This window comes from Lentzea nigeriaca (genome assembly GCF_016907955.1).
GTDB lineage: Bacteria > Actinomycetota > Actinomycetes > Mycobacteriales > Pseudonocardiaceae > Lentzea > Lentzea nigeriaca.
Genome location: NZ_JAFBCX010000020.1, coordinates 38,000 through 56,024 on the forward strand (window position 1 = coordinate 38,000; position 18,025 = coordinate 56,024).

An 18,025-nucleotide genomic window follows, 5' to 3' on the forward strand; every position below is an offset into this window, starting at 1 on the left:
CGTCCGAACGGCGGTATGAGAGCCGTGTGTTTTACACCAAGATCCACCAGGTTTGCAGCTATTAAACGGGGCGGGGAGTGTTGACGGTGCGCGGTCGTGAGGACCAGCGAGGCATCGACCGGTTCCGCCTACGCAACTGGCGGTTGCGGAGCAAGCTCGCGGTGGTGTTGTTGGTTCCGGCCCTGAGCACCGCGACTCTCGCGGGCCTGCGCCTGAACACCCAGCTCGACTCTGTGGAGCTGTTCGGCACCGTCCAGCGCGAACTCGCCGTGAGCCACCAGGCGGCGAAGGTGGAGAACGCGCTCCAGGTCGAGCGCGACTGGGCAGTGCAGTGTGTCGCCGCCGGCAGGCAGAACGCGTGCCCCGAGCACGCGGCCCGCACCGGCCTCACCGACACGCAACTGGGCAAGTACCGGGACTCAGGCGCGACGACGACCGCGTTGAGCGCGCCGCTGCAGGAAGCTTTCGGCAAGTCGCTGCAGTCGCTGGACGGCCTGGCGAGCTTGCGCAACACGATCCTGACGACGAAGTACCCGGACATGGCCGTGATCGGGGCCTACAACCAGATCATCGCCTCGCTCGGCCAGGTGCACCGCGCCGCGATCTCGAGCCTGAGCGAACCGCAGATCGTTCCGCTGGTCGCCGCCGCGCAGGCGCTCTACCAGGCACAGGAACAGCTCAGCCAGCAGAACTCGATCCTGACGGCCACCGCGCTGCGCAAGGCTTTCGCGCCCGGTGCCGCGGACGAGCTGCGGGCGGCGCAGTCCCGGTTGGACGCGGCGCTCAACGAGTTCAACGACGTCGCCTCCACGGCGAACCGGCAGAAGTTCCAGGACAAGGTGTCCGGTTCCGCGGTCGACGGCCGCAACCGGCTCGTGAAGCTCGCGCTCGCGCAGGACGCCGAGAGCAAGCCGGTGTCCATCACCGACGCCGAGGTCCTCAAGATCGGTGAGGACACCGCGAACCTGGTGCACGAACTGGCCGGTGACCTGGAAGGTCAGGCCGACACCACGACGACCCAGCTGGCGGCCCGGGCGCGCACGGACGCGTGGCGTGACGCCGCGTTGGTCGCCGCGTCGCTGATCGTGGCGTTCGGTCTGATGGCGGTAGTCGCGCAGTCGATGCTGCGGCCGCTGCGCATCCTGCGCCGCAGCGCCCTCGACGTCGCCCGCAACCAGCTGCCCGAAGCCATTCGCCGCATCCGTTCGCACCGCGACCCCGAGCGCGCCGCGGAAGAGGCGATCGTTCCCGTGCCGCTCAACACGACCGAGGAGGTCGGCCAGGTCGCGCGGGCGTTCGACCTGGTGCAGCGCGAAGCCGTTCGCCTCGCCGTCGAGCAGGTGGCCCTGCGCGCGAACGTCAACGACATGTTCATCAACCTGTCGCGGCGCTCGCAGGCGTTGGTGGAACGCCAGATCAGCGTGATCGACCGGCTCGAGCAGGACGAGCAGGACCCCGACCACCTGGCGTCGCTGTTCGAGCTCGACCACCTCGCGACGCAGATGCGCCGCAACAGCGAGAACCTGCTCGTCCTCTCCGGCACGACGGTCAACCGCCGCGTCACCCGTCCCGTCGCGATCGCCGAGGTGCTCGGCGCCGCGGTGTCCGAGGTCGAGAAGTACGCGCGCGTCCAGATCGCGCCGACGCCGGACATGATGGTGCAGGGCCGCGTGGTCAACGACCTCGCGCACCTCATCGCCGAGCTGCTCGACAACGCGACGGCGTTCTCCAAGCCCACCACCAAGGTCACCGTGCGCACGATCGAGACCCGCAAGGGCGAGGTAGCGATCCGCATCCACGACCGCGGTGTCGGCATGCAGGAGGACGACGTCACCGAGGCCAACGCGAAGCTCGCGGAGCCGCCGGAGGTCGACGTCTCCGTCGCCCGCGAGATGGGCCTGTACGTGGTCGGCCAGCTCGCCAAGCGCCACGAGATCCGCGTGACGCTCGCGAACAACGACGACATCGAGGGCGGTGTCACCGCCCAGGTGATCCTGCCGGTCTCGTTGCTGCACAAGGGAGCGCCGCCCGCGCTGCCGCTGCCGCCCGCCGTCACGCCCGCCGAGGCGACGGGCGAGGGTCTCGCCGGCGTGCCGAAGTGGACGCCGGAGTACCCGGTCGTGCTGCGCTCCGACGCCGCCGACGAGCCCTCCGGCCGGCACCGGATCGAGCAGACGTCGGCCGACGGCCTGTTCACCGCGCGCATCGAGGCGAGCGAAGAGTCCGCTGAGGACGGTTACTCCTACGAGCCGCCGATCGAACGGCCCGCCGAACCCGCACGACCCGCCGACCCGGCGACCGAGATCTTCCCCGCCATCTCCGACGACGTCGAGGAGATCTCCGCCGACAGCCTGTCGCGGTGGTTCCAGACTCCGGCGGCCGCGCCGCAGCGGCCGGCGGTTGATTCCACAAAGGACGTTCCGGCAGCGGAGCCGGACACCGAGTCCGAACCTTCCACGGTGAACGGCCTGCCCAAGCGGCAGCGTTCGTCCGAACCTTCGAAGTCCGAGGCACCAACGGCGGTGCCGCGCGCGGTCGCCGACTTCGCCGAGTCCGAGTGGGGATCGGCCGACGAGGGCTGGCGTGCCGCTGGGGCGCTGGAGAGCAGTGCGCCCGCACAGACGACGGAGAACGGCCTGCCCAAGCGCGTCCCGAAGGCGCGTCTGGTACCGGGCTCCACTCCCAAACCGTCGTCACCCGTTCCCCAGCTGGCAGCCGCGGGGACTCCTGGCCGTTCCGCGGAACGGCTCCGGCAGCGGTTCGCCACGTACCAGAAGGGTGTCCAGCTCGGCCGTGAGTCGCTCTTCGACTCGGCCGTCGGCGGCATCCCCGTGATCGCAGAAAGGGAACACCAGTGACCACCGCGACTGAGGAACTGGACAACTTCAGCTGGCTGGTCGAGGACTTCGTCAGCAGGGTCGCCGGTGTCGCGCACGCGATCGTCGTCTCGGCGGACGGTCTGCTGCTCGCCTCGTCGGACCGCCTCCCGCACGACCGCGCCGAACAGCTCGCCGCTGTGTCTTCCGGCCTGGTTTCGCTGAACCTCGGCGCGGCGCGTTGCTTCGAGGCGGGGGAGGTGAAGCAGACTGTCGTCGAGATGGAACGGGGCTATCTTTTCCTGATGTCCATCAGCGACGGGTCCTGCCTCGCCGTGCTCGCCGCGCCCAACTGCGACATCGGGCTCATCGGTTACGCGATGACCCGGCTGGTGGAGCGGGTCGGTCTCCAGCTGACGCCGGAGATCCGTGCCCAGCTGCACGTTTCCATGCGAGCCTGAGTAGAGAGAAGTTCCCCATGAGCAGAGGTGCTCCGGGCCGTCCGGGGTCACCTGGGGTCGACCTGAACGCGACGTCGGCGAAGATCGTCGTCGCGGGCGGGTTCGGCGTCGGTAAAACGACGTTCGTCGGTTCGGTCTCCGAGATCACCCCGCTGACCACCGAGGCCGTCATGACCCAGGCGTCGGTCGGCGTGGACGATCTGTCCGCGGTGCCGGACAAGGTCACCACCACGGTGGCCATGGACTTCGGCCGGCTGCACCTGGACAAGGACCTGATCCTGTACCTGTTCGGCACGCCCGGCCAGCACCGGTTCTGGTTCATGTGGGACGACCTGGTCCGCGGTGCCATCGGTGCCGTGGTGCTCGTCGACACGCGCCGGATCGACGAAGCCTTCGCGCCCATCGACTTCTTCGAGGACCGCGACCTGCCGTACGTGATCGCGGTGAACTGCTTCGACGGCCTGATGCACCACCGGGCCGAGGAGGTGCGGGACGCGCTGACGATCCCGTCCTCGGTGCCGATCATCCCGTGTGACGCGCGGAACCGGCAGTCGACGAAGCAGATCCTCATCGCGTTGGTGGAGCACGCGCTGCGCGCGCCTTCGTTTGCCTGAACCGCCCTGTCTCGTTGACGCCCTCTGGACCATCAGATCCAGAGGGCGTCAACAGTTATGCCCCTCTTCCGGCGGCGGTCTGTTCGTGGTGGCAGAGAAGGAAACCGCTGCACGGAGGGCGAGTCTCCTACGAAGGCTCTGGACCGTGTCAGTGCTGATTGACACTTGACTCTTCTTGTGTGCCAAGGCTCCAGCGATACAGTCGAGGTGCAATCACCCTGCATTGCGAGGAGATTCCTGTGTCCCTGCGCAAGACAATCGCTGTGCTGGCTGCGGCGGCCGCCCTGTCGACCGGCCTCACCGGCACCGCACACGCTGCTCGCACCCTGCTGTACAACTCGTCGGGTGCGGCTCAGTACGACAAGGAGATCGAGGCCGCCGCGGCGGTGTGGAACTCCAGCGTGAAGAACGTCCAGATGAGGAAAGCCCGCTCCGGTGAGCGCGCGAACTTCACCATCGTCGCGGACCCCGGCTGGCCGCGCGCCCAGCCGACCACCCTCGGCAACGGCAAGGTCTGGATGGGCAAGCAGGCCATCGACGAGGGCTACAACATCACCCGGATCGCGGCCCACGAGATCGGTCACATCCTGGGCCTGCCGGACATCAAGCCCGGCCCGTGCTCCAGCCTGATGTCGGGTTCAACGGGTGGTGTCACGTGCACGAACCCCAACCCGAACGCGGCGGAGAAGTCCCGCGTGGAGAGGAACTTCGCCGGCACCGCCAAGGCTGACCTCACCACGGTCGAGGACGCTGCCTGACATGCGCTCGTGAGTGGTTTCCGTTGCCACAGCGGCGGAAACCACTCACGACACCACCAGGTCCACGCCGAGCGCCTTGAGCTCGTCCGGGTCGCCAGGCCCGCCGATCACGTGCACGCCCGCCGATCGCAGCAGCGGCACCATCAGCGCCATTCCCTGGCGCGCCAGCCGTTCCGAGGGCGGTTGTGCCAGCCGGACACCCCACACCGGGCTTCGATCCACAGTGGACAGACCGGCGAAACCTCCGCCGAACTCGTGCAGCAACACGTGAACGCCCATGTCGTGCAACACGTCGAGGTTCTCCTCGGCGTCGGGCATCGAGCGCACGTCCAGCGCCAGGAACAACGACGAGGCAGGGAAAGCGCAGGCCCGCAGGTTCGCCCGCACGTGCGCCGCCAGGTCCGGATCACGTGACTGGTCGCGGGACAACCGGATCAGCACCGGCTCACCGCGGGAACAAGCGTCGTGCAACATCATCTGGCCGACGCGCGAGGTCAATCCGAGAGCGTCGGCGTAGGCGACGACCTCTTCGTGCCGCGAAACACCCCACCGCAATGAGGCCTCGACGAAGGCCAGGGATCCCGAAACCCACGACACCGGCGCGTACTCCACGGAGATCTCGCCGTTCTCGAAGGCACCGGGCATTGCCGCGATCCGCGCGAACCTCGCTCGGTCGGCCAAGTCGGCCTCGTGGTCGTAGATCGCCCACTGTCTCTTGCCGCCGGTTTCCGCGCGCCGCAACGTCGAATGCGCCCGGCGCAGCACCGTCGTCGGATCGATGCCGGGACCCTCCGCGTGCACGAACCCGATCGACGTCGACACCGCGACGCCCGCACCCTCCAGGTAGACCGGCTCGGACAGCTCCTCGTCGATCAACGTGGCCAGCGCTGCCACGTCAGGGGAACCGTGGATCAGCACGACGAACTCGTCGCCACCGACCCGTGCCACGACGGCGTGCGGCAGCGCCACGCGCAACCGCCGGGCGACCTCCACGAGCACCGCGTCACCCGCGGCGTAACCGAGGCCGTCGTTGACGATCGTCAGGCTGTCGACGTCCAGGTACGCCAACGTGTACGGCTCGCCGGACGTCAGCGCCGACTCAAGCTTGTCCGTGAACCACGCGCGGTTCGGCAGGCCGGTCAGCAGATCCGTCAACGACTGGTGCCGCAACCACTCCTGCAGCATCCGCTGTTCGGTGACGTCCTCGATCAGCGCGACGTGGAACTTCGGCAGCCCGTCGGACCCGCGCAGCACGGAGAGCACGACGTTGGCCCACACCGTGTCGCCGTTGTTGCGCGTCAGCTGCCACTCGCGCCGGTCAGTGTCCACAGAGGACGAGATCATCCGGTCGCAGACCGCGGCCAGCGCCAGCGCGTCGGACTCGGCGAACAGCTCCTTGGGCATCTCCTCGTGGCCCAGCATCGCAGCCAGGGCCTCGTTCGCCTCCACCACGCTGCCGTGCAGGTCGAAGATCGCGATGCCCACCGCCGTCGAAGCGAAGACCTGGGCGAAGCGGGCCTCGCTGTCGTGCAGGTCGCGCTGCGCGTCCTCCACAGCTTTCAGCAGCGAGTTCTTGACCTTCTCCTGCTCGGCGAACAGTTGGTCGCGCGTCGCCCGCACGTACCCGGACGCCAGCGCGCCCAGCACGTCCGGGGAGAACTCCGGCGCCAGCACCTCGAGCGTGCGGCGCAACGAGTCGGGGCCGGTGAAACGCTTGCGCACCAGCCACGCGCCGACCGCCGGGACATCGTGCCCAGCACGCAACCGGGCGACATGTTCCTCGAGGTGCTGCGTCAGCTTTCGCCGTGACATCGGCGAGTACGCGCTCTCGATGAGAACAGCCGCCCAGCGCTGTGCGAGGGGCGAAGGAGGCATCAGGGTTTGCGACCCACCGCGGCGTAGAGGTTGGCCTTCGACGGGTCGGCGCCGACGTCCTCCGGCGTCTCCGGCCGCCACTCCGGCGTGAAGACGATGCCGGGTTCGACGATCTCCAGTCCTGACAACATGTCCGCCACCTGCGCCTTGGTGCGCGGGGTGATCGGCTCGGCCGTGCGATCGAAGATCTCCTTACCTGCCGCCATAGCCGCCGGCATGCTGTCCGCGGTGAAGTGCGACAGCGCCAGGTACGAACCGGACGAGAGCGCCTCCGCGTACCGGGACAACACGCCCCACGGGTCGTCGGCGTCCGGGATGAACTGCAGGACACCCACGACCAGCAGCCCGACCGGCTGTGAGAAGTCCAGGTGCTCGCGCGCCTGGGCCACGACCTTCTCCGGCTCGCGCAGGTCCGCGAGCACCGCCGTCACGTTCGGCTCGTCGGCCAGCATCAGCTCGGCGTGGGTGATGGCGACCGGTTCGAAGTCGACGTAGACGACCTTCGCGTCGGAGGCGACCTCGTGCGCCACCTCGTGCACGTTGCCCACGGTCGGGATGCCGGAGCCGAGGTCCAGGAACTGCCGGACGCCGAGGCCCGCGAGTTCCAGTACGACGCGGCGCAGGTACGCGCGGTTGCGGCGTGCCATGTCGCGGACCGGCAGCACCCTGATCAGAGCCTCTGCGGTCTCGCGGTCCGCTTCGAAGTTGTGCCCGCCGCCGAGGAGGTAGTCGTAGATCCGGGCAGAACTCGGAACGTCGACGTTGACACCTTCCGGAACCCAGCTGACTCGATCGACCACAGCACACACCTCTCGCGATGATGCGGATCTGAGCGTCGATAACCCTACTGGCCGTAGATGTAGGCCGAACGAATGAATTCCACCGTCACTCGAATGGTGACTAGAGGATGAACCAATCGGTGCAACCGTTCACGAAACGGAACTTCACCGGTCCGTGAGGTGCCGCTCCCATCACGAACATCCCCAGTTCGTCCACGGGCGACGTTTCGTGGTCGCCCGACGGTGTCACGAGCGTGACCGATCCGGCCGCGGGCATCAGCTGGCCGGTGATCCCCGCCGCCGACACCTCGACCTGCAACGACACGCCCTCAGCGTCGAAGATCAGCTGCCGCGCCGTCGCCGTGGACCTCGCGCGGGCGAACAGCGTGTCGTCCAGCACGGAGTCGTACGACGTGATCGCGAGCAGCTCCTCGTCGATGTTCCGCCAGGTGAACGCGGCCTTCGCGGCCTCGACGAACTCCGGCGGAACCTCCCCAGGAGGAATGTCTCCAGGAGGTGTGCTCAACGCGTCGCGCAGGGCGTCCAGCAGTACTTCGTCACTGTCCCAGTCGTGCCGCACCCAGCACACCTCCTCTCGTCGCCGACGATCCCAGGAACGCCGAGATCGCAGGGGTTTTCCGCAACTTCTCCAAGCAACGTATCCGCGTCGGGCCGATGCTGCCGACCGGCATCGCGAGCTCCTCGCTCACGACCTGGTAGCTCGGCGGCGGGTCGGTCATCAGCTTCGTCAGCAACCGCTTGCACTGGTCGGTGAGCTCGGCGAACCCGTCCCGCAACGCCTGCCTGCGCTCGACGGCCAGCAGATCCGCCTCCACGTCCGCGTCCATCTGCTCCGACTCCAGCACGTCGGCCTCGGACAACGGGTCGTACAGGTGCGTCCGCTGCTGCACGCGCAGCACGCGCAGACACTCGTTGCGGGTGGTCGTCATGATCCAGCCGGGCAGTGCCTCGGGCTCGCGCAGCCGTCCGATCTGCTCCACGAGCCGAAGCCACAGCGTCTGGTTCACGTCGGCCGCGTCCGCGGGGCGCAGCCGGTGCTTGTAGATCACCGACACCACCAGCGGCGTGTAACGGTCCACGATCTCGTTCCACGCCGACTGGTCGCCCTCGGCCGCCGCGCGCACGAGCACGGCGATCGGGGATCCTGCGGTCACGTCGACTCCTTGCGGTCACACCTGGCGGAGGCCGAGGTTGCTCCCCAGATACAACTATTTGACAAAAACTCCGTAGCCGGGCTGGAACTCCGGTTCGCTCAACAGCTTGTCGCGCGCCTGAACTGCGGTGATGCCGTCGGACGCCATCGTGGCGGCGATGCGTCCGGTGACCCGAGGAGCGGCGAACGAGGTGCCGTACCAGTACGCCCACAGCGCGAACGGCGTCGCGGAGGCCTCGCCCGGCAGCTGCCACTCGCCCTTGAGGTAGGTCGAAGCGCGGTTGCCGATCGCACACGCGTCGACCCAGTGGCCCCAGTTCGAGTACCACGCGGGCACCAGCGAACCGTCCCTCTGCTGCTCCACGGCGGCGACGGCGGTGACCCGGCCCAGCGCGGCAGGCCAGCTGGGCCGTTGCGTGCCCTGGTTGCCGGCCGAGGCCACCACGACGATGGCGTCGGGCAGGGCGGCGATCGTGCGGCGCAGCGGTTCGGAGGCCACGTCGTCCTCGGTGAAGCAGCCGAGCGACAGGTTGAGCACGTCGACCTTCTTGCGGCCCAGCTCGGTGATCTTGGCGCAGAGCCGTTTCTCGTCGCCGAAGCCGTTCGGGTCGAGCGCGACCTCGGGGTCGAACGTGACACCGGGCGCCGCGTTCTGGATCACGCCGGCGACGAACGTGCCGTGGCCGCCCTGCAACGCGAAGAAGTCGCCGCCGCTGTAGGCCGCGTCGACGTCGTCCTCCTCCTTGACGTAACGCGCGGCGAACCAGTCGGCGTGGTCGCTGTCGGCGCCCGCGGCGATGCCGGTGTCGATGATGCCGACCCGGACGTCCCTGAGGCGGTCGTCCGTCTTGGGCGCGGAGATCGGGTCGGTGGGGTACGGCCGATCGCCGGGGTTGCCCATGACGAGGCCGCCGTGGCCGACGATCACATGGTGCGGCTGGACCAGCGGCACCCGCTGGTTCGGCCAGTTCCGCTGGTCGCGCAACAGGCGAACAATCCGCGGGATGTCCTCCGCGTTGTTCGGCAACAACAGCAGCGCCATTCCGGCGAATCCTTCGCCCGGTCGGGCGATGATGTTGTTTTCGCGCAGTTTTTCGATCACGCGTTGTTGATCCTCGGCACCGACAAGTAGCTGGCCGGGTCGATAAAGGAATTCACGCCCGCGTTCGGCGTGGAAGCTGATGTTCTTGTCCTCGGCGATGAGCTGCAGGAAAGCTCTTTGGTAAAGCTCCGCGCTTTCTGGCACTTTCGACACCACGGCCTCACTAAAGCAGCGTTGACGGGCACCCCGACCGAGCTTGATCAAGCTACCACAGCGGATAAAGTGACGCCGTGACCGACTTTTGTGCGGAGGACGCGCTGGAGGCCAGGCAGCGCAACCCGCGTGCGGCCGTCGAGATGGCGCGCGCGGTGCTCCGCACGACTGAAGATCGCTCGGAATGGTCCGTCGCCGAGCGGGCGATCGGCCTCGCGCTGCGGGAGATGCACGACTTCAGCGGCGCCGCCCGGCACCTCCGGCGTTCGATCAGAATCGCTTCCGAGGCTTCGCTGCCGCGGCTGGCCGCCCTCGCGCAGATGAGTCTGGCGTGGGTGCTCGCCTACACCGGCAAGCAGAAGCAGGCGCTCAAGCTGCTCGACCTCGCGATGCCCGAGCTGACGGGTGCCGACGCGGTGGCCGCGCTGATGCAGCGTGGCGTCGTCTTCCACTACCTGACTCGTTACGACGACGCGCAGCGCGACTACACCGCCGCCATCGCCGGTGCCCGCCGCGTTGGCGACCAGCTCGTCGAAGCGCGCGCAATGAACAACCGCGGGCTCGTGCGCGCGTACGTGGGCAACATGCGCGAGGCGTCGGCGGACTTCGAGCTCGCGGCCTCGTTGCTGGGCGAACTGGGCCAGGAGCTCGGCGTCGCCGACGTGCACTGGAACGCGGGCATCATGGCCACCCGCGGCGGCGACGTCCCGGCCGCGCTGACCCTGTTCGACAAGGCGGAGGAGGTGCACCGGCGGCTCGACGTGATGCGTCCCGTCCTGCTGGTGAACCGCCTGGAGCTGCTCGTCTCGGTGCCGCTGCTGGACGAGGCCCGCGCGGCCGCCGACCGGGCGATCACCGAGCTGAAGGCGTTGAAGAACCCGCTGGGCGTGTCGGAGGCGCTGTACTTCCGCGCGCGCATCGCTTTGCTGGACGACGATCCGGACGCCGCGCACGGGTTCGCGGCCGAGGCCCGGCGCCGGTTCCGCCGCGAGCAACGCCTGCTGTGGGCCGCCGGGGCGCGCTACCTGGAGCTGCACGCCGCTGTGCTGCGCGGCGACCGGAGCCGGCCGTTGCGGCTGGCGTTGTCGCGCGTGGCCTCCGAGCTCGACGCGATGGACTGGCGGTTGCCGGCGCTGGAGGCGCGCATCGACGCCGGCTTGGTCGCGGCCGATCTCGGGCACCGTGCCCGCGCCGTGGCCGAGCTGTCGGTCGCCGCCGCTTCCCGGCTGCGCGGCCCTGCCGGGCTGCGGGTGCGCGGCTGGTACGCGGAGGCGTTGCGGCGCAAGCTTTCCGGTGACGTTCGGGGCACGTCCTCCGCTTTGCGCCGGGGCATCTCGCTGCTGGACGAGTACCGGATTTCGTTGGGGGCGGCCGAGCTGCGGGCGTCCACCGGGGTGCAGGGACAGGCTCTGGCGTTGGAGGGACTGCGGCTGGCCGTGGCGTCCGGGAACGCCGCTCGGGTGCTGTCGTGGACGGAGAGCTGGCGGGCCGGAGCGCTGCGGATGAAGGCCGTGTCACCGCCGGACGATCCGCGGCTGGAGGACGCGCTGGCGTCGTTGCGGGCCGTGTCCGCGGACGTGGAGTCCGCGCTGCTGGCCGGGAAACCCGCCGGCGCGTTGCGGGCGAAGCTCGTCCGTGCCGAGCAACGCGTCCGCGACCTCACCCGGCAGATGTCCGGTGAGGTGGCGGTGTTCAAGCCGCCGTCGGTGGCGTCGCTGGCCAATGCTCTGGGCGACGCCGCGTTGATCGAGTTCGTCGAGTACGACGGCGAGCTGATGGCCGTGGTGCTGGCCGGTGGCCGGGCCTCGCTGCACCCGCTCGGGCCGGTGGACGGCGTCGTCCGCGAGATCCGGTTGCTGCGCTTCGCCTTGCACCGCCTGGTGACGTTGCCGCCGCAGCTGCCGAACCTCGCCGTGGCGCGCTCTTCCGCCGCGCACGCCGCTTCTCTTCTGGCCCAACGGTTGCTGGCACCGCTGGCGTCCAGGGTCGACGGGCGGCCGCTGGTCGTCGTGCCGACCGGTGCGTTGAACGGCCTGCCGTGGGCGGTGCTGGAGCGTCAGGTGACGGTCGCGCCGTCGGCGTCGGTGTGGCTGCGGGCGTGTTTCGTCGCCGATGCCTCCGGTGAGGCGGTGCTCGCGGCCGGGCCCCGGATGGCCGCCGCGCCCGCCGAGATCAAGGCGATCAGCGCGCACGTGCGGGGCCGCGTTCTCGTCGACTCCGAGGCGACTGTGAGCGCCGTTGCGTCCGCAATGGACGGTGCGGCGCTGGCGCACATCGCGGCGCACGGCTCGTTCCGCGTCGACAACCCGTTGTTCAGCGCGTTGGAGCTGGCGGACGGGCCGTTGACCGTCTACGACATCGAGCGGTTGCGGACGCCTCCGACGCGGGTGGTGCTGTCGGCGTGCGACTCGGGGCAGTCGGCCGTGCGGCCGGGTGACGAGTTGATGGGCTTCACGGCGGCACTTCTGGGCTTGGGCACGCGGACGCTGATCGCGCCGGTCGTGCCGGTGCCGACCGACAACACGGCTCCGGTGATGGTGGAGCTGCACCAGAAGCTGGCCGCCGGGATGGCACCCGCCGAAGCCCTCGCCGCCGTGCAACGGGCGGCTGTCGACGATGCCGCTTATGCCGCTGCCGTCGGGTTCGTGTGCTTCGGCGCGGGCTGAGTCACTTCGGCGGCGGGACCTTGTAGAGCGCCAGCGCGCTCTGGCCAGAGCAGCCGTACTCACCGGGCTGGGGCAGGACCACGCCGCAACGGTTCCGTCGAGCGCTCGCGCTTCGATCATGAAGATCGCGCTCTCATGGCTGCCAACTGCACGGTTGGCAGCAGTTGGGGTGACGCCAAGACGTTTGCGTCGGCATTTCTCTACCGCCATCTCGGCAGCGACGTGTGTGAGAGCGCGACGATCCGGGGGTTCGGTGATGAGCACCAGACCGCCCAGCCCCCTGCCCGACTCAACGGAGCACAACCAGGCCGCGACGCTCTACTTGTGGCGCCCCGGGCGAGTACTTCTACTCGCCCATTCCAGAACGGCTGCGTTTCGCTTATGTTCCTCTGCATGACAACGAGGTCGTGGTGGGGCTGGGGCAACGTCGAGGACGCCGTCACCCCGGACGAACGCCGTGCGCTGGTCGACCGGGTCCGGGCGGTGCTGCCGGACGCGGACCTGACGTTCCACTCCGCGCCGGATCCCTCGTCGCTCGACCTGGCGCAGTCGCGGATCTCGCCGCCCGGTGAGCTCTACTCGGCCGATCCCGTCGACCTGCTGAGTCACGCCCGCGGTCAGGCCTATCGCGACGTCACGCGCAACCTCGCCGGTGACATCGGGCCGCTGCCGGACGCCGTCGCCCGGCCGCGCACCGAGCAGGACGTCGTCGACGTTCTCGACTGGTGCGGGTCGAACGACGTCGCGGTGATTCCGTTCGGTGGCGGTACTTCCGTCGTGGGCGGCGTCGAGCCGCGGGACCTCGATCGGGTGGTGACGCTGGATCTCTCGGCGCTCGACCAGGTGCTGGAGGTCGATCCGACGAGCCGTGCCGCGCGGATCCAGGCAGGCGTGCTGGGGCCGTCGCTGGAGGCGCAGCTGAAGCCGTTCGGGTTGACATTGCGGCACTTCCCGCAGTCGTTCGAGTTCTCGACGCTCGGCGGCTGGCTCGCGACTCGTGCCGGTGGCCACTACGCGACGCTCTACACGCACATCGACGACCTCACCGAGTCGCTGCGGGTCGTCACTCCGTCCGGGATCTCCGAGTCGCGGCGCCTGCCCGGCTCGGGTGCGGGGCCGTCGCCCGACCGGCTTTTCCTTGGTTCGGAAGGCACTTTGGGCGTGATCACCGAGGCGTGGATGCGGTTGCAGTCGCCGCCGGTGCACCGCGCGGGGGCGTCGGTGCGGTTCTCGTCGTGGGAACGCGCGGTCGAGGCGACGCGGCTGATCGCGCAGTCCGGGCTGTACCCGGCGAACTGCCGCCTGCTGGATCCCGCGGAGGCGTTCCTCAACGCCGGTTCCGCGACCTCGGTGCTGGTGCTGGCTTTCGAGTCGGCGGACCATCCCGTCGACGGGCACCTCAGGAGGGCGTTGGAGCTGTGCGGCGACGGCGAGGTCGTCGAGGGAGCGGCGCAGAAGTGGCGGAAGTCGTTCCTGCGCATGCCGTACCAGCGCGACGCCATGGCCCAGCACGCGATGATCACCGAGACGTTCGAGACCGCCTGCACCTGGGACCGTTTCCCGGAGCTGCACGCGGCGGTGGTGGCGGCGGCGACCGACGTGCTGCGGGAAGTGTGCGGCATCGGCGTCGTCACGTGCCGCTTCACCCACGTCTACCCGGACGGCCCGGCGCCCTACTACGGCATCTACGCACCCGGCCGGTGGGGCAGCCTCACCTCGCAGTGGGACGAGATCAAGGCCGCGGTGTCGGAGGCCCTCGTCTCGGCGGGCGGCACCATCACCCACCACCACGCCGTCGGCCGCGATCACATGCCCTGGTACGCGCGGCAGCGTCCGGACGTGTTCGCCGCGGCGCTGTCCGGTGCCAAGGCCGCCCTCGACCCCCAGGGCCTGCTGAACCCCGGCGTTCTCACCACACGATCGACCTGAGGATCAGCGCCGCGATGAACACGACCGTGAACGCCAGGTCCAGCCCGAACCCGCCGAACCGCAGCGGCGGCAGCACCTTGCGCACCGGCGCCAGCACCGGCTCGGTCACCGAGTGCGTCACCCGGCGCACCTTCCACACCCAGTCACCGCGTGCCTCGAGCGTCACCGCCCAGTCCACGATCATCCGGCCGATCATCACGAGGATGAACAGCGTCAACAGCCAACCGAGCACGAAGCCGACCACGCCGAACAAGATGGCCTCCTAAATGTCCTGTACGTCCATGAAGCCACACGAATCTGAGAGGCGCCTGGCAACTCGCTGAGACAGTATTCAGCGTGTGGCGTACGACGAAGGCTTGGCACACCGCCTGGGCGACGCGCTGGGCGCCCTGCCCGGTGTCACCGCGAAGAAGATGTTCGGCGGCATCGCGTTCCTGTGGAACGGAAACCTGCTGGTGGGCGTGATGGGCGACGACCTGATCGCCCGCGTCGGCCCCGACGCGCAGGAAGACGCGCTCGCCCAGCCGGGCGCGCGCGTCTTCGACTTCACCGGCCGTCCGATGAAGGGCTGGGTGATCGTGGACGGCGGCGCGGTCTCCGAAGACGCGGCGCTGGACGACTGGATCGCCCGGTGCCGCGACTTCGTGGAGGCGTTGCCGCCGAAGTGACGGCGCCGGGTCAGCCGGTCCGGTGCGTCACGGTCACCGAGCTGGGCAGCAACGACGTCGCGGACTGTTCCGGCCTGCGCTCCAGCTCACCCGGTCCCCACGACGCGGGGTTGTTGTCCAGCGTGCCCGTGGCCGCGTCCGCATTGGACGGTCCGGGGTTGCGCTCCGGCATCAGCGCCACCCCGCTGGCCTTCGACGCGCACGTGCGGTTGTTCGTCGACGACGCGGCAGCAGCAGGTAGCGGCACTCGGACACGATGTCCAGGTACTGGCCTGCCTTCTGACGAAGTAGTTTGGTGACATGACCTCTGCTTCAGACATGCTGGCCGTCGCCGTCGAAGAGGCGCGGATGGGACTCGCCGAGGGCGGAATCCCCATCGGCGCGGCACTCTTCGACGGCGACGGCCGTCTGCTGGGCCGGGGCCACAACCGCCGCGTGCAGGACGGCGACGCCTCGATGCACGCGGAGACCTCGGCCTTCCGCAACGCGGGCCGGCAGCGCAGCTACCGCGGCACCACGATGGTCACGACGTTGTCGCCGTGCTGGTACTGCAGCGGCCTGGTCCGGCAGTTCGGCATCTCGAACGTGCTGATCGGCGAGGCCACGACGTTCTACGGCGGCCACGACTGGCTGGCCGAGCACGGCGTCGGCATCACGATCGTCGACGACCCGTCGCTGATCGAGCTGATGACGTCGTTCATCTCCGAGCGGCCGGAGCTCTGGTACGAGGACATCGGCCAGGATTGAGGCATTGACCTGGAGCGCGCTCCAGGTCGTAGGTTCGGACCATGGCTTCTGTGCTCATCACCGGCGCGAACAAAGGCCTCGGTCTGGAGACCGCGCGTCAGCTCGTCCGTGCCGGCCACACCGTGTGGCTGGGCAGTCGTGACGAGGACCGCGGACTCTCCGCCGCTTCCGAAGCAGGCGCTCGGTTCGTCCAGCTCGACGTGACTTCCGACGAGTCCGTGGCTGCCGCCGTGAAGACCGTGGAACAGCTGGACGTGCTGGTCAACAACGCCGGGATCGCTCCGGAGTGGACGGAGTCCGGCGTGGTCGGCGCCGACGCGGTCACCGCGGACCTCATGCGGGAGACGTTCGAGGTCAACCTCTTCGGCCTGGTCCGGGTGCTGCACGCCTTCCTGCCGCTGCTGGAGCGGTCCGCGGCGCCGGTCGTGGTGAACGTCAGCAGCCGGCTCGCCTCGCTGGCCACGGCCGCTGCCGGCAGCGGGTATCCCGGTGTCGCCTACCCGGTCTCGAAGGCCGCGGTCAACATGGTCACGCTGCAGTACGCGAAGGCGTTCCCGCGGATGCGGATCAACGCGGTCGAGCCGGGGTTCACGGCCACCGATCTGAACCGTGGCAGTGGACGGCAGACCGTCGAGCAGGGTGCCGAGATCATCGTGCGGATGGCGCAGATCGGGCCGGACGGGCCGACCGGTGGCTACTTCGACGCTCAGGGGCCTCTGCCCTGGTAGCACTCGTGGTGGTTCGTGCGACCTGAAGGGCATGACGGCGAAGAAGCCGATGTCGCCCTGGGCGATGCCGTTGGTCGCGGTGGCGATCCTGCTGCTCGCGGGCGCGGTGCTGACGACCCTGTGGTGGTGGGTCGGCCAGCAGTCGTGGACCGATCAGGAGAAGCGCACGCTCGCGCGGCTCGACGTGGTGAAGGTGGCGTCCGGCGTCGCGCTCGGCGGCGGCGGTCTGTTCACGCTCTACCTGGCGGCGCGACGGCGGCGCACCCAGGAACAGGCTCAGGCGGACACCAACGCGGACGCGGAGGCCCGCCGGATCACCGAGCTCTACGCGAAGGCCGTGCAGCAACTCGGTGACGCGAAGGCGCCGGTCCGGCTGGGCGGCCTGTACGCGCTGGAGCGGCTGGGGCAGCGCGAGCCGGAGACGCGGCGGACGATCATCAACGTGCTGTGCGCCTACCTGCGCATGCCCTACACCCCGCCGTCGGACCGGACGTCCAGGTCAGCGGGTGGGGTGCGGCGTCCGCTCCTGCGTGACTCCCGGCGCAGGACGGGCATCCAGGCGCCGCGCGGGCCGGGTGCCTCCGCCTCGCTGGTGGAGGCGCGGCTGGAGCTGGACGTGCGGCTCACCGCGCAACGCATCCTGGCCGATCACCTGCGCCCCGAGGGTGACTACTGGGGAGAACACGACATCGATCTGACGGGAGCCGTCCTCGTCGACCTGGAGATGAGCGACTGCCGCGTCGCCTCCGCCAGGTTCGACCGTGCGTCGTTCCTCGGAAAATGCATCCCGCCCACGGAGTACACGGGGCCGGCCCGGTTCGTCGAGGCGTCGTTCGCGGGGCCGGTGGCCTTCTCCGGAGCGTCGTTCGAGAAATGGGCCGTGTTCGACGGGGCGTCGTTCGGCGGCCGGGTGTGGTTCGGCGGCGCCTCGTTCGCCAGCAGGGCGATGTTCTCCGGGGTTTCGTTCCTCGCAGCGGACTTCCGCGATGCCTCGTTCAGCGACTCCGTGTTCTTCGCGGAGGCGACGTTCGACGGCGGACCGGTGGCCGATCACGCCGGCTTCGAGGACGCGTGGGTCGAGGTCAACCTGGGCACGCTCAACTCGGAGTGGCCGCAGGGCTGGGAAAGTCAGCTCCATTCCCGCTGAACGCCCTGGGTACGGCGGCGAATGGGCACACCTCACTCAGGACGTGTAACGCTCAGCGGCCTCGTCCATCGAGCCCAGGATCGTGAAGACCGAGTCCAGGCCCGTCGCCTCGAGCGGCCGAAGAGCAGCACGCGCGGAAGCCACGACGACGAACTCGACCCCGGCCCGCGAGGCCTTCTGCTGCCCCAGCACCAGCGCCTCGAGCCCGGCGGAGCCGAGGAACTTCACGCCGCCGAGATCAACGACGACGGCCCGGTTCTCCGACGCCACGTGACTGTCCAGGGGAGTGGTCAGTTCGCTGCTGCTCGTGGTGTCGAGTTCTCCGGACACGTGCAGCACGACGACGTCGGGTGCGATCCGGTCGACGACCACGGAGGCCAGAGCGGTGGGGTCGGGCACGGTTCTCCC

Annotated in this window: 18 protein-coding genes; 10 read left to right on the plus strand and 8 right to left on the minus strand. The window is 69.2% G+C overall.

The window, feature by feature from the left end:
• Nucleotides 1–86 precede the first annotated feature (86 nt).
• The 4 genes from JOD27_RS39095 to JOD27_RS39110 all read left to right on the plus strand — a co-directional run bounded on the left by JOD27_RS39095 (nucleotide 87) and on the right by JOD27_RS39110 (nucleotide 4,649).
• On the plus strand, nucleotides 87–2,858 hold the full coding sequence (locus JOD27_RS39095; RefSeq protein WP_307830586.1) for a sensor histidine kinase: 2,772 nt from the start codon (nucleotides 87–89) through the stop codon (nucleotides 2,856–2,858).
• Nucleotides 2,855–3,277: a roadblock/LC7 domain-containing protein gene (locus JOD27_RS39100; RefSeq protein WP_030468876.1), complete on the plus strand. Its 423-nt coding sequence runs from the start codon at nucleotides 2,855–2,857 to the stop codon at nucleotides 3,275–3,277. Before JOD27_RS39095 ends, JOD27_RS39100 begins: the two co-directional genes overlap by 4 nt.
• A 17-nt stretch (nucleotides 3,278–3,294) precedes the next feature.
• A complete protein-coding gene (locus tag JOD27_RS39105) occupies nucleotides 3,295–3,891 on the plus strand; it encodes a GTP-binding protein (protein ID WP_204767406.1) in 597 nt (198 codons plus the stop codon).
• A gap of 239 nt (nucleotides 3,892–4,130) precedes the next feature.
• Entirely contained in the window at nucleotides 4,131–4,649 is a 519-nt protein-coding gene (locus JOD27_RS39110) for a snapalysin family zinc-dependent metalloprotease (protein WP_307830587.1), read from the plus strand.
• A 45-nt stretch (nucleotides 4,650–4,694) separates the two neighbouring features.
• On the opposite strand, the gene JOD27_RS39115 is transcribed toward JOD27_RS39110, so the two are convergent.
• The 5 genes from JOD27_RS39115 to JOD27_RS39135 form a co-directional block, all read right to left on the minus strand.
• Nucleotides 4,695–6,524 (minus strand): diguanylate cyclase domain-containing protein, encoded by a 1,830-nt coding sequence (locus JOD27_RS39115; protein WP_204767407.1) that lies wholly within the window; start codon nucleotides 6,522–6,524, stop codon nucleotides 4,695–4,697.
• Nucleotides 6,524–7,324, minus strand: coding sequence for an SAM-dependent methyltransferase (locus tag JOD27_RS39120; protein WP_204767408.1), 801 nt, complete (start codon nucleotides 7,322–7,324; stop codon nucleotides 6,524–6,526). The genes JOD27_RS39115 and JOD27_RS39120 overlap by 1 nt, the downstream gene beginning before the upstream one ends.
• A 100-nt stretch (nucleotides 7,325–7,424) precedes the next feature.
• Nucleotides 7,425–7,883, minus strand: coding sequence for a hypothetical protein (locus JOD27_RS39125; RefSeq protein ID WP_204767409.1), 459 nt, complete (start codon nucleotides 7,881–7,883; stop codon nucleotides 7,425–7,427).
• Nucleotides 7,861–8,478, minus strand: a complete 618-nt coding sequence (locus JOD27_RS39130; protein ID WP_204767410.1) for an RNA polymerase sigma factor — start codon at nucleotides 8,476–8,478, stop codon at nucleotides 7,861–7,863. Before JOD27_RS39130 ends, JOD27_RS39125 begins: the two co-directional genes overlap by 23 nt.
• 54 nt (nucleotides 8,479–8,532) lie before the next feature.
• On the minus strand, nucleotides 8,533–9,783 hold the full coding sequence (locus tag JOD27_RS39135; protein ID WP_239571054.1) for a S8 family peptidase: 1,251 nt from the start codon (nucleotides 9,781–9,783) through the stop codon (nucleotides 8,533–8,535).
• Between the two features lie 26 nt (nucleotides 9,784–9,809).
• Between JOD27_RS39135 and JOD27_RS39140 the strand changes: the two genes are divergently transcribed.
• Entirely contained in the window at nucleotides 9,810–12,398 is a 2,589-nt protein-coding gene (locus JOD27_RS39140) for a CHAT domain-containing protein (RefSeq protein WP_307830588.1), read from the plus strand.
• 393 nt (nucleotides 12,399–12,791) lie between these two features.
• On the plus strand, nucleotides 12,792–14,327 hold the full coding sequence (locus JOD27_RS39145; protein ID WP_204767411.1) for an FAD-binding oxidoreductase: 1,536 nt from the start codon (nucleotides 12,792–12,794) through the stop codon (nucleotides 14,325–14,327).
• Here JOD27_RS39145 and JOD27_RS39150 read toward each other — a convergent pair.
• Nucleotides 14,308–14,571 (minus strand): YggT family protein, encoded by a 264-nt coding sequence (locus tag JOD27_RS39150; RefSeq protein WP_307830594.1) that lies wholly within the window; start codon nucleotides 14,569–14,571, stop codon nucleotides 14,308–14,310. The genes JOD27_RS39145 and JOD27_RS39150 overlap by 20 nt on opposite strands.
• Nucleotides 14,572–14,665: 94 nt before the next feature.
• Between JOD27_RS39150 and JOD27_RS39155 the strand changes: the two genes are divergently transcribed.
• On the plus strand, nucleotides 14,666–14,995 hold the full coding sequence (locus tag JOD27_RS39155) for a TfoX/Sxy family protein (RefSeq protein WP_204767412.1): 330 nt from the start codon (nucleotides 14,666–14,668) through the stop codon (nucleotides 14,993–14,995).
• A gap of 10 nt (nucleotides 14,996–15,005) precedes the next feature.
• Here the strand turns inward: JOD27_RS39155 and JOD27_RS39160 are convergent, their stop codons facing one another.
• A complete protein-coding gene (locus JOD27_RS39160) occupies nucleotides 15,006–15,242 on the minus strand; it encodes a hypothetical protein (RefSeq protein ID WP_204767413.1) in 237 nt (78 codons plus the stop codon).
• 53 nt (nucleotides 15,243–15,295) lie between these two features.
• On the opposite strand from JOD27_RS39160, the gene JOD27_RS39165 reads away from it, so the two are divergent.
• From JOD27_RS39165 to JOD27_RS39175, 3 genes are read left to right on the plus strand one after another with little or no spacing between them, the layout of a single operon-like run.
• Nucleotides 15,296–15,742: a nucleoside deaminase gene (locus JOD27_RS39165; RefSeq protein ID WP_204767414.1), complete on the plus strand. Its 447-nt coding sequence runs from the start codon at nucleotides 15,296–15,298 to the stop codon at nucleotides 15,740–15,742.
• A 41-nt stretch (nucleotides 15,743–15,783) separates the two neighbouring features.
• Nucleotides 15,784–16,470 carry an SDR family NAD(P)-dependent oxidoreductase gene (locus JOD27_RS39170; protein WP_204767415.1) on the plus strand — a complete coding sequence of 229 codons (687 nt, stop codon included), beginning with the start codon at nucleotides 15,784–15,786 and terminating at the stop codon, nucleotides 16,468–16,470.
• 31 nt (nucleotides 16,471–16,501) lie between these two features.
• Nucleotides 16,502–17,617, plus strand: coding sequence for a pentapeptide repeat-containing protein (locus JOD27_RS39175; protein ID WP_204767416.1), 1,116 nt, complete (start codon nucleotides 16,502–16,504; stop codon nucleotides 17,615–17,617).
• Between the two features lie 36 nt (nucleotides 17,618–17,653).
• Here JOD27_RS39175 and JOD27_RS39180 read toward each other — a convergent pair whose 3' ends face one another.
• Nucleotides 17,654–18,016 (minus strand): STAS domain-containing protein, encoded by a 363-nt coding sequence (locus JOD27_RS39180; RefSeq protein WP_204767417.1) that lies wholly within the window; start codon nucleotides 18,014–18,016, stop codon nucleotides 17,654–17,656.
• Between the last annotated feature and the right edge of the window lie 9 nt (nucleotides 18,017–18,025).